This window comes from Liquorilactobacillus mali KCTC 3596 = DSM 20444, from assembly GCF_000260415.1.
GTDB classification, from domain to species: Bacteria; Bacillota; Bacilli; order Lactobacillales; family Lactobacillaceae; genus Liquorilactobacillus; species Liquorilactobacillus mali.
This window is the reverse complement of the sequence record NZ_BACP01000033.1, coordinates 15,068-34,796: the sequence shown is the minus strand read 5'-3', so window position 1 is coordinate 34,796 and position 19,729 is coordinate 15,068. Positions and strand designations below refer to the sequence as shown.

The following is a 19,729-nucleotide window of genomic DNA, read 5'->3' as shown; positions in this document are numbered from 1 at the left end:
AGAATAATATTTAGCTTGTTTTAAAATAATCCAATAACTGTCTTGATACTTGCAAAAGCCATGAAAGCAACAACAAACCAACCAGAAATAATTAACCATTTTGGATGGCGATAGTCACCAACAATTTTTTTGGAGACACTGGCGACCAGGAGAATCGCTAATGCTATTGGAAGTACAAATCCGTTAGCAGCGCCAACAAAAACAAGAACTTTTGCGGGACTACCAATAATGTAGAAGATAACAGTTGAGATTACAATAAAACTGATTATTAGTATTTTACGTGATTTTTGTAGACCATTTTTTGACTTGACTGCAAAATCTAAGAAAGAAGTTGATGTAAATGTTGAACCAAGAATTGAGGTCATCCCAGCTGCAAAGAGCAATAAGCCAAAGAATTTGTATCCAAAGTTACCAGCAGCGTATTTGAAAATTGAAGCTGCTGGATTAGTAGGATCAAGCTTGTAGCCTGTTACAACAACGGAAAGACCAGCTAAGAAGAGCAGTACACGGATAACAGAGGCAATCCCAATTCCTGTCAAGGCGCCTTCATTAACATACTTAATGTTTTGTTTGCCTTTCATTCCACCTTCAATCAAGCGATGACCACCGGAAAATGAAATATAACCACCAACAGTTCCACCAACGATTGTAACAATAGAATAGAAATCAATTTTTGTAGGCATAAAAGTATGTTGAACGGCTGACTGATACGGCACAGCCATGATGAATATAATATAAAGTAAGATTGCGACTTTAACAACAGCAAGAACTTGAACAGTCCGATCCATAACGGTTAAAGCATTTTTGACAACAAAGATGATAATTGCAAGAGCACCGGCAATTACGGCACCATTCTCGGGTGAAATACCGAAAAGCACATTAAGGCCAAGACCCGCTCCACCAACATTTCCAATATTGAAGAAGAGGCCACCCACTGCAACAAGAAATGAAAGTACATATCCAAGGCCAGGGAAGATTTCATTTGCGATTACTTGTGCTTTTTTACCACTGACAACAATGATACGCCAAACATTCATTTGGACGATAATATCAAAAACAATACAAATCAGAATTGCAAAACCAAAGTCGGCGCCCATTTGACCAGTAAATGTAGCAGTTTGTGTTAAGAATCCTGGGCCTACAGCAGCCATGGCCATTAAGAATGCAGCGCCCATAGCAATGCTACGAGGTGAAGCTTTAGGCCCATTTAAATCAGGGATGTTATTAGAATCTTTTGATTTATTCATCATATTACAATTCCTTCTCTCTTTATGTTTTCTTTAAAAAGCCTGAAACACAATTTTATTATTTTGCAGTGTCTCGCGGAGGTTGGCAACAATTGCCAATGCTGCTGCATTATCACCATGGACACATATGGAGTCAGCTTGTAATGGAACAGTCGAACCATCAATGGCAGTCACCGATTTATTCTCTATCATTTCAATTACATGAGCAGCAACTTTTGCTGGGTCAGTAATTACAGCATTTGATTCACTTCTTGGCACTAGATTACCATCAGGCAGATAATTTCTATCCCCAAACACTTCCTGTGCACAACGTATGCCGACTGTTTCTGCAGCTTGAACTGTTTTGCTGCCTGCAAGGGCATAGATTGGAAGATCTGGGTCAACCGACTTGATAGCCCGACAGATTGCCAACGAGAGTTCATAGTCCTTAGCTGCCATGTTATAGAGTGCACCATGGGGTTTAACATGATGGAGCTTTTTGGAAGATGTAAAAGCTTGAAGTGCACCAATCTGATAGGTTACTAAGTGTTCAACCTCTGAGGGCTGCAGCTGCATTTTTCGTCTGCCAAAGCCTTGCAGATCAGGATAACCCGGATGGGCACCAACGCCGACACCGGCTGCTTCTGCCAGAGCAACTGTCTTGGCCATCACATCAGGATCACTAGCATGGAATCCACAAGCGATATTGACAGAAGTCACAAGTTGAATGATTTCTTTGTCTCTGCCCAGACTGTAACGACCAAAACTTTCACCTAAATCACTGTTTAAATCAATTTTTGTCACTAAGATCAACTCCTATTCATATTTTAGTACTGTATTTTTGATATCTGTTACCAGCATATGACCAGGGGCATGGGTAATTACAAATTCTGGTTTTACCTGCATTATTGCATTCTGTGGAGTAACACCACACGGCCAAAAGACAGGAATCTCTCCAGGCTTTATTGTGACAGGATCACCATAGTCTGGTTTCGAAATATCTGTGATACCTATCGATTTAGGGTCGCCAATTTGAATTGGTGCACCATGAACCTTTGGCATGGCGGCAGTCACATTGACGGCTGTCACTACTTGATTCTCAGGAATTGGACGCATGCTGACAACCATATTGCCATGAAATTTACCTGCAGATTCAAGCGGTATAGAGGTATTGTACATTGGAACATTTACGCCTTCGGTTATATGACGAATTTCAATTCCAGCAGCAATCAGCTCTGATTCAAAGGAAAAACTGCAACCGATTAAGAAACTTACTAGATCATCTTGCCAATAATCTGCAACACTTGTGACTTCATCGGTAAAGATACCATTGCGATAGATGCGATAACGTGGAAAGTCATTTGCTAGATCAATATCTTGGGCAAATTTATGCAATTCACGGCTTCCTACATCACTAACTTCCAAAATAGGGCAAGGACGAGGATTTCTTTGAGCAAACAATAGAAAGTCATATGCCAACGCCTTTGGTAAAATTACTAAATTTGCTTGGGTATATCCTGAAGCTAATCCACTAGTAGGTTTAGTAAACTTTCCCGCACGTATCAGATGACGAACTTCAACTGGTGATAATGATGCTATATCTTTTAGTAGATCCATGAGAACACCTCCAAATTAGATTGTTGCAGTTAATTTATCTAACCAATTAATATCAGTCTTATTTTCAACATAATCAGATTCATTTAGTAACTGCATCAGAAAATCAAGGTTTGTACTTACACCTGAGATGACTGTTTCATCAAGTGCATTTTTCATCAAAGTAATTGCCTTTTGCCTTGATGGAGCAAATGTAATGATTTTGGCAATCATCGAGTCGTAGTTAGGAGGGACAACATATCCTTGATAGAGGCCCGTGTCTACACGGATTCCATATCCAGCTGGAAGATGTAAACCAGCTATCTCACCAGCAGTTAAGGCATTTATACGGCATTCCAATGCAAATCCATTTGCTGAGATACGTTCCTGCTTGAAAGGAAGAGTTTTGCCCTGAGCAACCAGCAACTGCAATTCAACAAGATCAAGTCCACTTGTTAGTTCGCTGACGGGATGCTCAACCTGTATACGAGTGTTCATTTCCATAAAATAAAAATGTTTCGGGTCATCTAACAAGAATTCCATTGTTCCCGCTCCAACGTAGCCGATTTTTTTTGCAGCCTTTACAGAAACAGCAAACATTTTTTGACGAGTTTCTTCTGGCAATGCAATCGCGGGAGCCTCTTCAATTACTTTTTGGTGATGCTGCTGGATGGTACAGTCTCGCTCTCCAACTGCTGTTACATTACCTTGCTGATCAGCAATAATTTGAACTTCAATATGGCGCGGATGAGGGAGATATTTTTCAAGGTACATATGATTATCATTAAAGGCATGTTGAGCTTCACTCTGGGCTAATCCAAATTCTTTGGCAAAGACATCAGCACTTTTAATCACACGCATTCCTTTACCTCCGCCACCGGCGCTTGCCTTTAACATTACTGGAAAGTCAATCTTTTTAGCATATGCTAAACCACTGGTTAAATCGGTAAATTCGGTATCTCCTCCCGGAACAACAGGAACATCCGCCTTTAACATCGTTTCACGTGCACGAGACTTCTCACCCATCAGTGCAATCACATGTGACTGAGGACCAATAAAAGTGATTTTTTCATCTTCGCATTTTTTAGCAAACTCTTCATTTTCTGATAAGAAACCATATCCGGGGTGAATAGCATCCGACTGTGTAATCTCTGCAGCCGCGATTATTTCGTGAATATTTAAATAACTTTTATTTGGTTCAGCTGGTCCAATACAGATAGCTTCATCCGCTAATTGAACATGTAAACTATTTTTATCAGCAGTGGAGTATACGGCTACTGCCTTTAAACCAAGATTGTGACAGGCGCGGATGATTCGAACAGCAATCTCTCCACGATTAGCAACAAGAACTTTTTTCAAAACCAACACCTCAATTCTTAAGTGCAATGAGGGGCGTATTGTATTCAACGGTACTCTCATTAGCGACTAGAATGTCTGTAATAGTACCAGCAACTTCAGATTTAACTTCAGTCATCATCTTCATAGCTTCTATGATGCCAACGACTTGTCCCTTTTGAATTTTGTCTCCAACCTTGACGAAGGAATCTTCTTGTGGACTTGGTGATGTGTAGAATGTTCCAACGAATGGAGCATTTATTGTGAGTTCCTTACTTCCTGCATTTTCTACATTAACTGCAGGTTTTTGTTCACTTACAACTGAATTAATAGGAGAGAGGGCTGTTATTTCCTTTTTCAAAACAATCTTATCTTCACCATTTTTAATCTCAAGTTGTGTAAGACCTGCCTCTTGAAATTTGCTAATCAGTTCATCCAAACTTGGTATTTCCATAACAGAAGTCTCCTTTAACTATTAAAAATCATTTCTTCAATCTTTTTACTTGTTTTTCTAATAGGACCAATAGGATATTGATACCTTTTTTGATAAATGGAATCTGCCAGCTCACTCAAAAAATGGTACTGGCTGCGAAGGGCGGCAGTGGCTTCCTTGAGTGAAATTTCTTCAAAAAGAAGTGGACTGTTTGAAGAAAATTGGACAAATTTACCAAGGTCGGCACCAATTATTGTCGCAATTACTGGATAACCGCCTGCAGTCTGGCGATCAGCTAACAAAGCAATTGGCTGACCTGCTCTAGTTATTTGGATATTTCCCAGAACAGCCCCTTCAGACAGCATATTTTTTTGCGGTATTTCAAGAGTCGGTCCATCTAACCTGAATCCCATACGATCTGCCTGTGACGATATGGTAAAAGGTCCATCTTTAAACATTTGTTTTGCACTTTCGGAAAACATGTTCCATTGTGGTCCCTTAATAAAGCGAATCGAATTTCCAGTGGGCTCGTTCCAAGGCAAGCTACGGTTTACTAGACTCGGCATCTGGTAGCAGTTGTCGATGGTTAAACTATCTCCTTTTGCAAGTGCTCGTCCATGATATCCACCAAGATTAAGCCTAGTATTAGTAGAACGGCTACCAAGAATAGATTCGACTTGAAGTCCATTACCAGCAAAAGCAATATAGCCAAAACGTCCGCTTTTCATGGGATGAAACGCTAGGATATCACCTTTTTTTACTGGATACGTAGTATTTAAGCTGATATTTGAATCATTAAGTATAGGAGCAGAATCACCACCAGTAATTGCAATGAATGTTTCAACATTGAACTCGATGGTAGGCCCAAGAATACTAAATTCTAAAGTTGCAGATTTCTCAGAATTATTTACTAGAATGTTAGCTAACCGATGTGAATATTGATCAATAGCACCTGAAACAGGGATGCCTTTTGCTTGATGACCGGTACGCCCAAGGTCTTGGATAGTTGTGGACAAGCCTGAATTAATAATCTCAATATGTGGCATAATTTTCTCCTTTCATTCTGAAATTATTTTAAGCTGATACTCACCATGAGCATCAAGTTCTTTTATTGCTGAATAATCAGTTCGGTCAATTTGAGAAAACTTGATCCAATCACCTGCTTGGAATGGTGGTAGTGGATTATTTGGGGTATAAAGTGTGATTGGAGTTCTACCAAGGATTCGCCAACCGCCTGGTGAGTCGACGGGATACATTCCAGCCTGTTTTCCTGCAATTGCTACGCTTCCGGGAGCAATTGAAGCTCTCGGGGCGGAAAGTCTAGGCATTGCAATCTGATCAGGTACATTTCCCATGAAGGCAAAACCAGGCAAAAACCCCATCATATAAATAAAATAATTATTAGTTGAATGAAGTTTGATTAATTCTTCGACGCTTATATTACCAAAGGCAGCAACATCTTCGAGATCTATTCCAAACTCGGAATCATAACAAACAGGAACTTCAAATATACGACCATGATCATTTTTTGTATCGGGAACATAATGGGCCAAAAAATCCTTTAACTTAGAACTGAATTCGTAATAAGTCGTTTTTCTGATGTCAAAACTGATGGTTAGTGTCCTATATGCAGGAACAATATCTGTGATTTCATAAATAAAACGAGACCGCAGCTGTTGGGCTAACTCCTGAATCAGTTGGTTTTCTGAGACATCAATTTGTTCAGGAAAAGCAATATGGAGTGTCTGTTCACCTGCAGGTACAAAATCATATTTGTAAGCTATCATGTTTAACACCTCTAACTATGCTGAAAATAAATTTCGAATTTTTATAAGCTTCATAATTAATAAAATAACGGTTATTGAGATTTTTTTAAATAGAATCTAACTAAAACCTCATTTAAATTACAGAAATGGGCTTTTTAATTATTTAATTAATTGCACACGACATTTTTCTTTGAATAATAAAGTGAATATTTATTTATTAAATATTGTTTATAATGAATTTATAAAAAGGAATTGTTTGAAATCTTTTAGGCAATAAAAAAACACAGATTGAACTTTTTTGTTCAAACTGTGCTTTTTAGTTTAAATGTATTATTCTATGATTTAATAAATTCCACAAACTTTCATCCATAAGCTACCGATTCCCAGCCAAACAACCAGATAGACGATACCTAATATTGCATTGAGACGCCACCAATCTTTCTGTGAAACATAGCCTGCTGAGAAAAGAATAGGTGCTGGTCCATTACTGTAATGGGTAGTGGATGCAAATAAATTACCGAAGAATCCAAGGAATAATGCTGCTAACAAGGGTGGAACACCCGAAGCAACCGCTACGCCTAGCAAAGCAGAATACATTGCACTAACATGTGCCGTTGCACTTGCAAAGAGGTAATGTGAATAGAAATAGAACAAAACTAGAACAATCAAGACAAGAGGCCACGACAAGCCATGAACACAGCTTGCAATAGTCTTGCTTAGCCATGGAATGAAACCAAGCACATTCAGTTCATTAGCCATCATTACCAGTATAGAAAACCACGTTAATGTATTCCATGCACCTTTTTCTTGTAAGATATCACTCCAGTTAAGTACACCAGTTAATAATAGAAGAGAAAGGGCAATAAAGGCAGTCAAAGTCGCATCTATATTTAATGTGTCACCTAAAACCCAAAGGAGCAGGGCAATAACGAATATTCCAGCCATAAATTTTTCAGGTAAGGACATTTTACCCATTTCTGCAAGCTGTTCATCAGCCCATTTCTTAGCGTTAGGGGTTTCTTTAATTTCAGGTGGATAAAGCTTGTATATAATAAACGGAACAAGGATTAAGCTTATTACTCCAGGAACAAGTGCGGCAATAAACCATCCCATCCAAGAAATATCGATATGCGCACTTTTTGCTAATGACTGTGCTAATGGATTACCAGCCATTGCCGTTAAAAACATTGCCGCAGTAATCATATTTCCGTGAAATTCAGCAAAGGTCAAAAATGATCCGACTTTACGTTGGGTATTATCCTCAGGAGCGGAACCAAAGGACCTAGATAAAGAATTGATAATTGGATACATGATACCACCTGCACGGGCAGTGTTGCTTGGTGTTGCAGGTGCAAGAATCAGATCAACACCAATTAATGAATATGCAAGCCCAAGCGTTTTTTTACCAAAAATTCTTACAAATCCGAGAGCAATTCTGCGCCCTAATCCAGTTTTGATGAACCCTCTTGAAATGAAGAATGCCATTGCAATTAACCAGATACTATTATTACCGAATCCTGCAACTGCAGTATCAATAGGAACTTCATGTGTAATAACGGTTGTAGTAAATCCCAAAATTGCAACTGCACCAATTGGTAATGGTTGGGTGATACAGCCAATTATAGTAGCAACAAATATCGCTAGCATATGCCATGCGGCAATCGAGACGCTTTCAGGACGGAAAGGAGTTGCTAACCAAATAACTAATGCTACAACTATGGGAATAATAAACTTCTTATAATTTATTTTTGTAGCCAAGATACCTAAGTCCTCCTTAGTATTCAGGTGCCCATTTGGCATCATTTATGGCAGTAGCAACATCATCTATTTTTTCTCTTGTTAACCCTTGAATCTTGGCACTCTCAGCAACTGCGAGAGCAACTGTGGTTGAAAAACGATCAAGTTTTGAAACAGGAGGTAAGACAGCAGCTCCAGCTTCTTTGGGGTCAACGATGCCACCTAGTGAATGGGCAGCAGCTGAAATCATTTCGTCATTCAATACTGTTGCAGTTGAAGCAATCACACCTAATCCAAGCCCAGGATACACGAGAGCATTATTTGCCTGACCAATATGATATGATACACCATTGAATTTAACATCAGGAGCAGGAATACCAGTAGCAACAAGTGCACGCCCTTCAGTCCATTCAATCAAATTATGAGCCTTAGCTTCTGCTAATTTGGTTGGGTTAGAAAGTGGGAAGATAACAGGCCTCTCAGTGTGAGCAGCCATTTCGCGAACGACATCTTCTGTGAATGCACCTGGCTGTGTAGATGTACCAACAAGAATTGTTGGATGAACTGCTTTTACGACTGCCAAAAGGTTTGTTAATTCATCAGCATTAGCAAATTCACTCTTTGAACGAGCGAAAGGTTTTTGTTCTGGTGTCAAAGTTGTATCATCATCAAACAACAGGCCCTGTTTGTCGACCATGTAGAAATGTTTGCGAGCTTCCTCTTCACTTAATCCTTCTTGAATAAATTCATCATAAATTCGTTTTGTAATTCCAGCTCCTGCAGTACCGGCACCAAAGCAAAGATAAATTTGATCAGTCATTTTTTGCTTGGAGATGTTCAATGCACCAAGGATTCCAGCAAGAGTAATGATCCCTGTACCTTGAATATCATCATTGAACGTTGTAATTTTGTCTTTATATTTATTAAGCAAGTTAGCAGCGTTATCACGACCGAAATCTTCAAAGTGAAGATACAGATTTGGGAATAAGTGTTCAGCAGATTCAACAAACTTATCAACAAATTCGTAATATTTGTCACCGGTGATGCGGCTATGATGATTACCGAGATAAAGCGGATCCTTTAAAAGCTTGTCATTGTTTGTACCAGCATCTAAAACAACAGGCAATACCTGACTAGGATCAATTCCAGCAGCTGCGGTGTAGACCATCAGCTTACCAACGGCAATATCAACGCCATTTGTTCCCCAATCACCGATGCCAAGTATTCCTTCGGCATCAGTCACAACAATTAATCTGATGTTGCGGCCATTAGCGGCATTCTTAAGTGAGTTTTCAATAGTATCAGGATCATCGATGGATAAGAAAGTAGCATTTTGAGACTGTACATATAATTCACTGTAGTTTTCAATCGTATCTGCAATCGTGGGATCGTAGACAATTGGCATGAATTCAACCACATGTTCACTAAAAAGTTTGTAGAAAAGTACATGATTTTCATTGAAAATTTCCATTAAAAACATGCGTTTTTCAAGATCAGTTGGTTTTGTTTGGAATTGTGCATATGTTTGAGCAACTTGTTGGTCAAGTGTCTGAACATATGGAGGTAAGAGACCTTCCAAGCCGAGTTCTTTACGTTCTTCCAATGTAAAAGCTGTACCTTTGTTTTTGAACGGATCATTTAAAATATTCATTCCCATGTTATTTAGACCTTCCTTTTGTTAAGATATACATAGAATAGATCTATTGGTTTTTTATAGTCAAAAAATATTTTTTTAATAATAATTTCTTATAATGAGTTTTAGAATGCTGTTTTATCAAGGGAGGGAGGGGCTTTTTATGAATACGAGGGATCTTGAATATTTTATAAGGCTGACAGAAATTAAAAATTTTTCAAAAGTTGCACAAGAATTTGGGGTTAGCCAACCAACAATTACTTTTGCACTAAAAAGATTGGAGGAAGAAGTGAATTCGCGCTTAATTATCAGGCACCGCGCCCAAGGAGGATTATTGATAACTGATAGTGGTGCGCAGCTATTAAATCATGCTAAGAGAATGCTGCTTCACTATAATTTGGCTCAAAAAGAAATTACGAGTAGTCGGCTAAAAATGTTGTCAATGGGACTACCACCTATTATTGAAAATAATTATTTTCCAAAAGTTGCTAAAAACTTAAAAAAAGTTGGTTTATTAGACAAGATTCAGACAATGGAATATGGTTCAAGAACAACTTTGAAAGCACTACAAAATGGCGAAATTGACATGGCATTGCTAGGCTCAATTGATCCATTAAGTGATGAATTAATTATGACAGAGGAGTTTGATCGCCAACCCTTTGAGATATTTGTAGCTAGAAACCATCCATTGGCGCAAAAGAGAAAGGTATGGTTCAAAGATCTAAGAGGTGAAGATTTTGTGTTGTTCAAAAATGGATTTGTGCATAATCATGCATTTGATTTGCTTGCTGCACGTAACCATTTTCGACCGCACATTGTTTTCAGGTCGAATGGTACACACAGTTTGATGAACCTGATTGCTGATGGAGTTGGAATAGGTTTCTTGACAGCAGTTGTGAACCCCACACGTAAAGATATTGTCAAAGTTGAATTGCTGGATACAGATGTTCCCATGTTTGTAACGAGTATTGCTTATCGACGGTCACATGTTTTCAATAAATTGCAACAGGCTATTCTAGACAACATTAGGGGAACACTTATTAAAAACGAGTGAAAAGAAGCCTAGTTATTGGTATAGTGTGAAAGATACATAATATTTAGGGGTAAGGGGAGAGTGGATGTTAAAATTAGTTCATTTAAGTAAGAGTTTTGGTAACAAGCAGGTCTTGAGAGATATTAGTTTCTCTGCAGAATCGGGCGAGATTACTGGATTGATTGGTAAGAACGGAGCAGGAAAAACAACAATTTTTCATAGTATTTTGAACTTTGTTAAATCTGACGGTTCGATAGTATTCGAGGATGATCAAATCACGGATAAAACATATAAAAGTATAGGTTACTTACCAGAAGAAAGAAGCCTAATGCCCAAATTGACGGTTTTTCAACAAGTCAGATTTCTGGCAAGTTTGAAAGGTATGGCTGCAAAAGTCACACGAAAAGAACTGCTCAAATGGATGGATAAGCTTGAGGTTAAAGGTAAAATAGATGATAAGATAAAGAGCCTATCTAAAGGAAATCAGCAAAAGATACAATTAATATGTACGCTAATTCATCAGCCAATGTTAATAATTTTGGATGAACCCTTCAGCGGTTTGGATCCTGTTAATACTGATTTATTAAAGGAAGTCATTTTAGCTGAAAAGAAACGAGGCGCAACAATTATTTTTTCCGATCACGACATGACTAACGTTGAGGAACTTTGTGACAAACTTGTAATGATTAGCACTGGACAAGTAGTTTTAGATGGTGAGATTCAAGCGCTACGTCTTAGTTTCGGAAGTACCAGAATTTTTGTACAAACTGAAATGACACAAGAAAAACTCCAAAACTTGGCCCATGTGACAGCTGTGGAAAAAACTAAATTTGGAACGTATCGCTTAGATATTGAAGATGAAAAATACGGTAAAGAAATATTTAATGAAGTTACGGGCGGACATTATGTAAAAACCTTTGATCAGCAACCGCCAACGTTGAATGAAATATTTAAAATGAAGGCGGGTAAATGAGATGAAACAGATTTTATTAGTTCTTATGGAGACATATAGAAGACAAGTTAAGAGCTGGAGTTTTATTTTACTCGTAATATCACCTTTTATATTTATCTTTATTTCATTTGGATTTGGTTATTTAAGTAGTACATTCGGCGAGAGTAGCAGCGATCAGATTGCAATTGTTTCAACTAATAAGAAAATAGCTAAACAGCTAAGGTATGATAAGGACGAGATAACACTTAAGTATCACTCGCAAAAGAGTGCTCGAAATGCATTGACGAAAGAAAAGATAAAGGGTTATTTGGTAGTCAATCAAAATGATAGTCAATTGGTGGCTAGATATGTTGGGAAAGAAAAGCTCAGTACTACACAAAAATCTAATTTTCAGCAAATACTGCAGGCAAATCAGCAGAGCTTAAATGTGCAAAAAGCACAGCTGACACAAGGACAACTAAAAGCACTTGCAAGACAGTCAATTCTAGAACAGCAGGTATCCAAAAAAGGAGTGTCGGACGAAACGATAAAAACCATTTCGTTCACAATTACTATTTTTTTAATGTATTTTATCTTGATTACTTATACAACAACGGTAGCACAAGATATTGCATCGGAAAAGGGAACAAAAATTATGGAAATGGTGTTTTCTAGCATGCCAGCCCAAAGGTATTTTTACGGTAAAATCCTTGGAACTTTTGCTGTGATTGCAACACATCTTTTGATTTATCTGATTGGTGGGGGAGCCATGTATCTGATTTTACCAAAACTGGAAACTTCAAAAAAAATGTTTGCAGAATATAATACAATGATTGGTAAAGTAGTAAGTAATCTGTTATCGATTAATTTGATTTATGTTTTGTTGGGTGTAATCATTTTTACAATTTTGGCAGCATTATGCGGGGCACTTGTTGTTCGTCCCGAAGATACCTCAAAGGCAGTTCAACCAGTGATTTATGTTGTCTTAGTTGGATTTGTCGGATCATTGGTATTTGGTCAAAATGCGAATAATGTTATTGTAAAAGTTGCATCCTTTATTCCGTTTATCTCATCATTCTTTATGCCAATGCGCTTGATATACAGTAATGTTAGTCTTATTCAAGTGGGATCATCGTTGTTGATATTGTTAACAGCAACTTTTGGCTTGGCAATGTATGTTGGCAGGTTGTATTCAGGATTAATTTTACAGACAGATGATGTTGGTATTATCAACAGTTTCAAGCGAGCAAGTAAAATTAAATAATTATTTGAGATTTATTGCGATAAAAAGCAGGACATACTTACATGTCTTGCTTTTTTGGTTTCTGACAATAAAATTTAGAATTTCTGATTTAAGTTTTTTTCGTGATTGACTCAACAGCTTGTTAGTGATATGGTTAGTTGCGTAAGTAATTAACCAATTAACAAAAAACGGAGGAGATAAGGATGCAAGAAACAATTATCGAAGTCAATAATCTGAGAAAAATATACGGTAAAAAGAATGAAAAACAATATGAAGCATTAAAAGCAGTTAATTTTAGTGTCAAAGATGGAGAATTTGTGGGGATTATGGGAGCCTCTGGTTCTGGAAAAACAACCCTTTTGAATATGCTTGCGACTTTTGATAGGCCAACTAGTGGTTCAGTAAAGATAAAGGGCGAAGAAATAGCAAAGTTAAAAGGAAATGCACTTGCTGATTTTCGTGCTAGTAGAATCGGTTTCATCTTTCAGGACTTTAATCTTCTTGAGAATTTAACTGCTGCAGAAAATATAGGCTTGCCGCTATCTTTGCAAGGAGTCTCGGCTAAGAAGATTGATGCGATTATAACAAAGGTTGCTAGTGAACTTGGCATCTTTGAGTTATTAAAAAATTATCCAAGTGAACTTTCCGGTGGACAAAAGCAAAGAGTTGCGTGTGCGCGAGCCTTGGTACATAATCCAGCAATTTTATTTGGTGATGAACCAACGGGAGCACTTGATTCAAAATCCGCCCGTGAATTATTGGAGCTTATGTCAGAAGTTAATAAAAATATGGGAACTTCAATTTTGATGGTTACCCATGATGCCTTTTCAGCGAGCTTTTGCAAAAGAATAATTTTTATTAAAGATGGCAGAATTGAACGTGAACTAATCAGAGAAGATAATCAAAATCGGAGTAATTTTTACCAAGAGGTCCTAGATCTCTTAGGAACATTTGAGCAATAAGAGTGGGGGAAAAATTAATGCTACAAAAGTTAGCGGTAAATGGTATTAAAAATCGTTGGAAAGATTACTTAGTACTTTTTTCAGGATTGGTAATTTCAAGTTCCATTTTTTATTTGTTTGAGACACTTTCTACGAATGGAAGATACTTGAAAGAAAATGGTGCAATAGTTAGCATAATAGGATATATATTTACCTTTGGTTCTGTCTTATTAACGTTGATCACACTTGTATATATTAACTATGCGAACAATTTCTTGTTAAGTATGCGGCAAAGAGATTATGGATTATTCATGATGTTGGGAGCACGCAAGGGGAAAATTGGACAACTAATTTGGATAGAAACAATGCTGATTGGTTTTTTATCGACAGTCGTCGGTGTTATTGTTGGCATTGTATTGAGCACAGGAATGCAAAACATCGTTATTAAGTCTTTAGGCTTAACTGCAAGATATTATGCACCCATTTGGTGGAAAGCGATTCTTTGGACCTTCATTCTTTATCTTGGACTATTCTTCTTGGCAGCAGTCTACAATACTTTCTTAATGACAAGGAAACCTGCACTCAAATTATTAAAGAGCCAGCAAAAAGCTGCAAAAAAACAACTTCCTATGTGGATGCAGTTTATCCAGGCTCTAATTGGTATTATTTTGCTTACGATTGGATATGGGGTAATCCTAAATGCAGCTAAATATGGGGTCAAAACCATTCCAATTAGTTTATTTACAATCACCTTTGGAACATTTTTTGTTTTCAATTCGATTGTGACAGTTGGAATTAGTTTGTTACGTAAAACAAAGTTAGCAAAGAAAAACTTAAATGGATTTACTTTGGGGCAACTAGAGTTTCGAATACACGACTATACCAAAATTTTAACAGTAGTTACGATGCTATTGGCACTGGCACTTGGTGCGATAACAACAGGTATTGGTTTCAATAATATTACAGACAAGACGGCAGAAACACAAACTGCATATACCTTTGGCCTATTCCAGCCAACTTCGAAACAGCGGACTTTAATAAAAAAATTAGATGTTGAACGACAATCAAGTTATTCATATAAAGTTTCAGGAAATGCTGTTTATTTCGAAGAAACACAGTTTGAAAACCAGCCATTCCAAACTGTTAAATTTGATAGTAAAAGTTTTACTTCAAGCTATACAAAGTTAAGCATTGCTGAACTCAAAAAAGACAGCTATCCATTGCAGATGTTTACAGAGAGCATACAGCCTAACAAGCAAGTCGTGCTCGTAGATGCACAAAAATTTGCTGCAATTCAGGGGCAAAAAAAGACTGCTTTATTCTTTAGAGCAAAAGATACACATGATTCACAGAGTATCCTTTCACAAATTTCAAATCTTGAATATGCAAAAAGTAAACAGAAAGATAGGACAGATGCGATTCAGGGAAACTATGATGCAAAAATTTATGTAGTAAAGCCGCTTTATTCCGGACTAGAGTTTATGGGAATCTTCCTTGGAATTGCTTTTTTGGCAATGTTAGCAAGCTGCTTGATGTTTAAAATTCTCTCAGGTGCATTTGAAGATGTCAGAAGGTATGCAATGTTAGCTAAATTAGGTGTGCGTAAGTCGTTACTGCAAGGAGCAATTGCTAAGGAAATTGGAATATTGTTTGTTTTACCGGCAATTGTAGGTGTTGTGCACGTCTTAATTGGTTTGAACTTGTTTAAAGGAATACTGATTAATCCATACTATGGTATTTGGCTGCCGTTTATGATATTTGCTGTTTTGTACCTGCTATACTATTTCATAGTGCTCTTCATGTATCAAAGGATTGTACTAAGGAAGATTTGACAATTAATGGCAAAAGTTAGTATCCTTGAGTTTACGGTTGATGATGATGAGGTGAAAAAGATGCATTTTAATTTTAACAGCACGGAACCAATCTATTTGCAGGTCGCCAGTCAGATTGAGGAAGCTATTTTTACTAAAAATTATGCCGAAGAAGAACAGATTCCTTCGACCACTGAAATTTCGCGGGATTTTCATATCAATCCTGCAACAGTGCTTAAAGGAATTAATCTATTGGTAAGTGACGGCTTGGTTGAAAAAAAGCGCGGGATTGGGATGTTTGTTGCTCAAGGTGCATACGAAAAACTTGTAAGGAAACGACGAGAATTATTTTACCAAGATGAAATTGTTCAGGTTGTTGATGAAGCTAAAAGGTTACAGATATCAAAGGAAGAGCTACTAGATTTAATCAAACGGGGGTTTTGATTGATATGGGAATTGAAGTTAAGAATATTCAAAAAAGTTTTAATAAAAAGAAAATCCTATCCGACGTCAATTTTGAATTGGAACCTGGAAAGATATATGGTCTTCTTGGACGAAATGGTGCTGGGAAAAGTACTTTACTAAGTATCATGGCCAATCGAATATTTTCAGATTCTGGTAATGTATTATTGGATGGTAAAAGTGTTTTTGACCTTGATGAGGCACTAGGCCAAATTTATTTGATGAGTGAACGTAATCTCTATCCTGAAGGAACGAAGATTGAGAAAATTTTCAAATTGACTGAACTTTTTTATGGTTCATTCAATTATGATTATGCTAATGAATTAGCTGACAAGTTTGGTTTAGATGTAAAACAAAAATTTGGTAAATTATCAACAGGTTATCGAAGCATTTTTAAGTTAATCATTGCTTTGACTGTCCCTGCAAGATACATTTTTTTAGATGAACCGATCTTGGGATTGGATGCTAACCATCGTGAATTGTTCTATCGTGAACTGCTTGATAATTATGTCAAAACGCAAAAAACGTTTATAATATCAACGCATCTCATTGAAGAAATCACAAATATACTCGAGCATGTCTTTATTCTTTGTCATGGCGAGATTGTGATTGATGGTGATGTCGAAGATGTATTAAAGAAGGCATATTTGATAGCTGGACCGCAAAAAGATGTTGATGATTATTGTCGTGGCCTCAATATAATAGGTAAAGAGAATCTTGGAAGCATTCATGGAAATTATGTTTATGGTAATTTGGATGATAATCGGATTTTGCCAGATACTGTTTCTGTTGAGCGGATGGATTTGCAAAAACTCTTCGTTAATCTTACTAATATGGAGGAGACTAAGAAATGATGACAAAAAAAGAAATTAGTGTTACCAATTATTTTTTTAAGAATACACTTAGAAAACTTGGCTACATGTTAGTCTGGTTAGTCTTTTCGTCACTATTCTTCCCCTGGGTATTTAATGGATTTGAAGTTGAAAATCTTTCTGTCAACAGTGCTTTAAAAAATACTGAAGTAGGTCCAATTCTTGCCATTCTTATTTCAGGAATTGCACTTTTTTCTTACAATGATTTCAAACTATTAATTCAAAATGGAATATCACGCAAGACATTTTGGAAAGCAAGAATACTTTCTTTTTTAGCTATTAGTATTTTGGGACAGTTAATCGCAATTGTTGTAGCACTTTTAAATCCATATACACACCATTCATGGCAGGAAAATTCTCTGTACATGCAGGTATATGGCAAGTATTTTGGTAGTACGGCAATGAATTCTTTTATGGGATTATGTTTTATCCTAATTTCAACATCGGTTGTAATGCTCGGAGCAATCATGGTAGGTAGTATTTTTAGTTTATTCACTAAAAAGGCCAAAGTGTATATCTTTATTGGACTTTTTGTAATGGGTGTGGTCTTTATTAATTGGATTTCGATGGCCACACAAAATGACCACATGCGAAATGCTATCAAAAATGCTGATTCTTTTCTCCATTTTACTATCGGGTATGGTGGGGCCAATATACAGGTGGGGAAATGGAATCCGGCTATGCCATTTGTTGTGGCAATACTAACGGGTGTAGTCTGTCTACTTGGAAGTTATGCTGTAATGAAACGCTTTAAGATTAAGAATGAGTAGATGTTGTTTTTAATCTGATTTTTTGGGTTATACTAATAGTGGAACTTTAGATAACTTTAAAAGGTTGGTGTTTTATGGTGATTGAACCAGGACAAACGTACAGACGTACTGGAAAAGAACGATACACAAATGAACCAGGAAAAGGCGTAAGCCGGTACTTAGTATTTTTTATCGGTATAGCATTGATGATGAGTGCTGGTACATATGCACTGAAAAATACAATATTGAATGTCAAGGTAGCTGTTTCGGAGGTTACTAAAACAGTTTACGTCAAGCAGGCTACAGCTACTCTAAATAGTGTTGTGGCCACTTTGGCATCTCAAAATAACATTCCGTCTTCCTTAACATCTAACCTAGTTACCAAGAGTCAGGTTAAGACAGATTTAGCAAGTGTTACACGTAATATTTATGCTGGGAAAAGCGAAATAATTGATAGTACATTGATTAAGAAACAAATTGAGCAAAATCTTACAAAAAAAGCTGAAAGTGCTGGTATTTCTACCGATAGTGCTATTTATCAGTCTGCCCAGAATACATTTTTGAGTGAAATGAGTTCTTATATTACCAGCAAAATAAGTGCAACGCCGGCGGCAAAACTGGCAAAGGTGATTGCAAATGTTAAAAAGACAAATAACCTGATATTCATCATTGGAATTATTTCATTTATTGTTCTATCGTTATTATTAATAATTCATGATCGAAATATTTTTAGGATTGTGTATTATTGGGGAATTTCGGCTATATGGAGTGGTATTTTCCTGGCAGCAACTGCTTTTTTAATTGGAAATTCAGAGATTCCAAATAAAATTGCAAGTATGGCAGACCAAGCTAGTGGGTTGATTGGAACATTATTACAAATTACATTTGATCAAGTTCAAAGCTATGGGTTGTTGCTGATTGGGATTGGTGCAGTGCTCTTTATTTTGGGATTACTGAGAAGGATAATAAGATAGGAATTTAGTTAATGGAATATACATGGACAAATAGCGAAATTAAACAAACTGTCAAGAAATTGTTACTAGCTAACGGATTAAGCCAACGTCTTTTGAACCAAATAAGGCGCGGTGGAGGCGAAGTAATAGTTGGTACGAAGCCTTGCAAGCTAACAACAATGGTAGCTTGCAATCAAGCGGTAACCCTAAAGCTACCAAATGAAAATAATGATGATATAGTGGCAGCTCAGGGTAAACTTACGATATTATATGAGGACAAGAATTGGCTGATTGTTGATAAGATAGCTGGAATGACAACTGTTCCTGGGCCGAGTAATCGAGAAACGACACTTGTTAATTACGTAAAAGGCTATTTAGTTGAATCTGGTTCGGATGATCTAGTACCGCATATTATTACAAGGCTCGATCGTTTTACGAGCGGGATTGTTTTAATTGCTAAGAATAAAGTCGCCCAAGGAATGATTGATAAGATTGATCGTAAAGACTTTGAGAAGTATTATTTAGCAATTGTCGAGGGTAATTTGTTATCAGGACATGCAATTATTAATAAACCGATTGGAAGAAAGGATTCCAACATACGCAGAGAAGTTATGTCTGGGGGAAAAAAAGCTATTACCGAATATTGGGTAAAGAACCGTATCGGTGATAATTCATTAGTAATGGTTAAGCTTCACACAGGGAGAACTCATCAGATTAGAGTGCACTTTGACTCAATTGGTCACCCCTTACTCGGAGATAAATTGTATGCTGGTAATCTAGATAGAATGACGAGACAGGCATTGCATGCATTTAAATTAAAATTTTTAGATCCATTTACACAAAAATATATTGAAGTTGAGTGTGACTTGCCCGAAGACATGCTGCAAGTTTTGAAAAAATAGTGTACTTTGATAAAAGAGTATTTATATTATTTTGGCAGGGTGATTTTTTTTTGCTATAATGTAGTGTGAATGTATTAACATAATTATGAGGGTGCTAAAGGAGTGGAAC

At 37.0% G+C, this 19,729-nt stretch carries 19 protein-coding genes; 10 read left to right on the top strand and 9 right to left on the bottom strand.

Annotated elements, in window-relative coordinates; genetic code table 11:
• Positions 1-20: 20 nt before the first annotated feature.
• From GSM_RS05720 to GSM_RS05680, 9 genes are all read right to left on the bottom strand, one after another.
• Positions 21-1,250 (bottom strand): NRAMP family divalent metal transporter, encoded by a 1,230-nt coding sequence (locus GSM_RS05720; protein WP_003689224.1) that lies wholly within the window; start codon positions 1,248-1,250, stop codon positions 21-23.
• A gap of 30 nt (positions 1,251-1,280) precedes the next feature.
• On the bottom strand, positions 1,281-2,030 hold the full coding sequence (locus tag GSM_RS05715) for a 5-oxoprolinase subunit PxpA (protein WP_010077888.1): 750 nt from the start codon (positions 2,028-2,030) through the stop codon (positions 1,281-1,283).
• A gap of 12 nt (positions 2,031-2,042) precedes the next feature.
• Positions 2,043-2,843 carry a putative hydro-lyase gene (locus GSM_RS05710; protein ID WP_003689221.1) on the bottom strand — a complete coding sequence of 267 codons (801 nt, stop codon included), beginning with the start codon at positions 2,841-2,843 and terminating at the stop codon, positions 2,043-2,045.
• Between the two features lie 15 nt (positions 2,844-2,858).
• The gene (locus GSM_RS05705; protein WP_003689220.1) at positions 2,859-4,178 is read right to left on the bottom strand and encodes an acetyl-CoA carboxylase biotin carboxylase subunit; all 1,320 of its coding nucleotides are present in this window, start codon (positions 4,176-4,178) and stop codon (positions 2,859-2,861) included.
• A 10-nt stretch (positions 4,179-4,188) separates the two neighbouring features.
• Positions 4,189-4,608 (bottom strand): acetyl-CoA carboxylase biotin carboxyl carrier protein, encoded by a 420-nt coding sequence (locus GSM_RS05700; protein ID WP_003689219.1) that lies wholly within the window; start codon positions 4,606-4,608, stop codon positions 4,189-4,191.
• A 14-nt stretch (positions 4,609-4,622) separates the two neighbouring features.
• Positions 4,623-5,633 (bottom strand): 5-oxoprolinase subunit C family protein, encoded by a 1,011-nt coding sequence (locus tag GSM_RS05695; RefSeq protein ID WP_003689218.1) that lies wholly within the window; start codon positions 5,631-5,633, stop codon positions 4,623-4,625.
• A gap of 12 nt (positions 5,634-5,645) precedes the next feature.
• Positions 5,646-6,374 (bottom strand): 5-oxoprolinase subunit PxpB, encoded by a 729-nt coding sequence (pxpB, locus tag GSM_RS05690; RefSeq protein WP_003689217.1) that lies wholly within the window; start codon positions 6,372-6,374, stop codon positions 5,646-5,648.
• A gap of 321 nt (positions 6,375-6,695) precedes the next feature.
• On the bottom strand, positions 6,696-8,153 hold the full coding sequence (locus GSM_RS05685) for an anion permease (RefSeq protein WP_222832079.1): 1,458 nt from the start codon (positions 8,151-8,153) through the stop codon (positions 6,696-6,698).
• Positions 8,128-9,747: a malolactic enzyme gene (locus tag GSM_RS05680; protein WP_003689215.1), complete on the bottom strand. Its 1,620-nt coding sequence runs from the start codon at positions 9,745-9,747 to the stop codon at positions 8,128-8,130. Before GSM_RS05680 ends, GSM_RS05685 begins: the two co-directional genes overlap by 26 nt.
• Positions 9,748-9,886: 139 nt before the next feature.
• Between GSM_RS05680 and GSM_RS05675 the strand changes: the two genes are divergently transcribed.
• From GSM_RS05675 to GSM_RS05630, 10 genes are all read left to right on the top strand, one after another.
• Entirely contained in the window at positions 9,887-10,777 is an 891-nt protein-coding gene (locus GSM_RS05675) for a LysR family transcriptional regulator (protein WP_003689213.1), read from the top strand.
• 64 nt (positions 10,778-10,841) lie between these two features.
• Positions 10,842-11,729, top strand: a complete 888-nt coding sequence (locus GSM_RS05670; protein WP_003689212.1) for an ABC transporter ATP-binding protein — start codon at positions 10,842-10,844, stop codon at positions 11,727-11,729.
• 1 nt (position 11,730) lies between these two features.
• Positions 11,731-12,951, top strand: a complete 1,221-nt coding sequence (locus tag GSM_RS05665; protein ID WP_003689211.1) for an ABC transporter permease — start codon at positions 11,731-11,733, stop codon at positions 12,949-12,951.
• 182 nt (positions 12,952-13,133) lie between these two features.
• Complete coding sequence (locus GSM_RS05660) at positions 13,134-13,892, top strand: ABC transporter ATP-binding protein (RefSeq protein ID WP_003689210.1); 759 nt, start codon at positions 13,134-13,136, stop codon at positions 13,890-13,892.
• Positions 13,893-13,909: 17 nt separating this feature from the next.
• A complete protein-coding gene (locus GSM_RS05655) occupies positions 13,910-15,703 on the top strand; it encodes an FtsX-like permease family protein (RefSeq protein WP_003689209.1) in 1,794 nt (597 codons plus the stop codon).
• A gap of 60 nt (positions 15,704-15,763) precedes the next feature.
• Complete coding sequence (locus tag GSM_RS05650) at positions 15,764-16,126, top strand: GntR family transcriptional regulator (protein WP_029327373.1); 363 nt, start codon at positions 15,764-15,766, stop codon at positions 16,124-16,126.
• Between the two features lie 5 nt (positions 16,127-16,131).
• A complete protein-coding gene (locus tag GSM_RS05645) occupies positions 16,132-16,998 on the top strand; it encodes an ATP-binding cassette domain-containing protein (RefSeq protein WP_003689204.1) in 867 nt (288 codons plus the stop codon).
• On the top strand, positions 16,995-17,786 hold the full coding sequence (locus GSM_RS05640; protein WP_003689201.1) for a hypothetical protein: 792 nt from the start codon (positions 16,995-16,997) through the stop codon (positions 17,784-17,786). The genes GSM_RS05645 and GSM_RS05640 overlap by 4 nt, the downstream gene beginning before the upstream one ends.
• Positions 17,787-17,860: 74 nt before the next feature.
• Positions 17,861-18,739: a hypothetical protein gene (locus GSM_RS05635; RefSeq protein ID WP_003689199.1), complete on the top strand. Its 879-nt coding sequence runs from the start codon at positions 17,861-17,863 to the stop codon at positions 18,737-18,739.
• Between the two features lie 11 nt (positions 18,740-18,750).
• On the top strand, positions 18,751-19,620 hold the full coding sequence (locus GSM_RS05630; protein WP_003689197.1) for an RluA family pseudouridine synthase: 870 nt from the start codon (positions 18,751-18,753) through the stop codon (positions 19,618-19,620).
• The last annotated feature ends 109 nt before the right edge of the window (positions 19,621-19,729 follow it).

Coding starts and splice junctions, on each gene's coding strand:
- GSM_RS05640 (WP_003689201.1), top strand. CDS start 16,995: ATGATGACAAAAAAAGAAATTAGTGTTACCAATTATTTTTTTAAGAAT.
- GSM_RS05720 (WP_003689224.1), bottom strand. CDS start 1,250: ATGATGAATAAATCAAAAGATTCTAATAACATCCCTGATTTAAATGGG.
- GSM_RS05695 (WP_003689218.1), bottom strand. CDS start 5,633: ATGCCACATATTGAGATTATTAATTCAGGCTTGTCCACAACTATCCAA.
- GSM_RS05670 (WP_003689212.1), top strand. CDS start 10,842: ATGTTAAAATTAGTTCATTTAAGTAAGAGTTTTGGTAACAAGCAGGTC.
- GSM_RS05660 (WP_003689210.1), top strand. CDS start 13,134: ATGCAAGAAACAATTATCGAAGTCAATAATCTGAGAAAAATATACGGT.
- GSM_RS05630 (WP_003689197.1), top strand. CDS start 18,751: ATGGAATATACATGGACAAATAGCGAAATTAAACAAACTGTCAAGAAA.
- GSM_RS05680 (WP_003689215.1), bottom strand. CDS start 9,747: ATGGGAATGAATATTTTAAATGATCCGTTCAAAAACAAAGGTACAGCT.
- pxpB (WP_003689217.1), bottom strand. CDS start 6,374: ATGATAGCTTACAAATATGATTTTGTACCTGCAGGTGAACAGACACTC.
- GSM_RS05650 (WP_029327373.1), top strand. CDS start 15,764: ATGCATTTTAATTTTAACAGCACGGAACCAATCTATTTGCAGGTCGCC.
- GSM_RS05665 (WP_003689211.1), top strand. CDS start 11,731: ATGAAACAGATTTTATTAGTTCTTATGGAGACATATAGAAGACAAGTT.
- GSM_RS05685 (WP_222832079.1), bottom strand. CDS start 8,153: ATGCCAAATGGGCACCTGAATACTAAGGAGGACTTAGGTATCTTGGCT.
- GSM_RS05645 (WP_003689204.1), top strand. CDS start 16,132: ATGGGAATTGAAGTTAAGAATATTCAAAAAAGTTTTAATAAAAAGAAA.
- GSM_RS05635 (WP_003689199.1), top strand. CDS start 17,861: ATGGTGATTGAACCAGGACAAACGTACAGACGTACTGGAAAAGAACGA.
- GSM_RS05710 (WP_003689221.1), bottom strand. CDS start 2,843: ATGGATCTACTAAAAGATATAGCATCATTATCACCAGTTGAAGTTCGT.
- GSM_RS05700 (WP_003689219.1), bottom strand. CDS start 4,608: ATGGAAATACCAAGTTTGGATGAACTGATTAGCAAATTTCAAGAGGCA.
- GSM_RS05655 (WP_003689209.1), top strand. CDS start 13,910: ATGCTACAAAAGTTAGCGGTAAATGGTATTAAAAATCGTTGGAAAGAT.
- GSM_RS05675 (WP_003689213.1), top strand. CDS start 9,887: ATGAATACGAGGGATCTTGAATATTTTATAAGGCTGACAGAAATTAAA.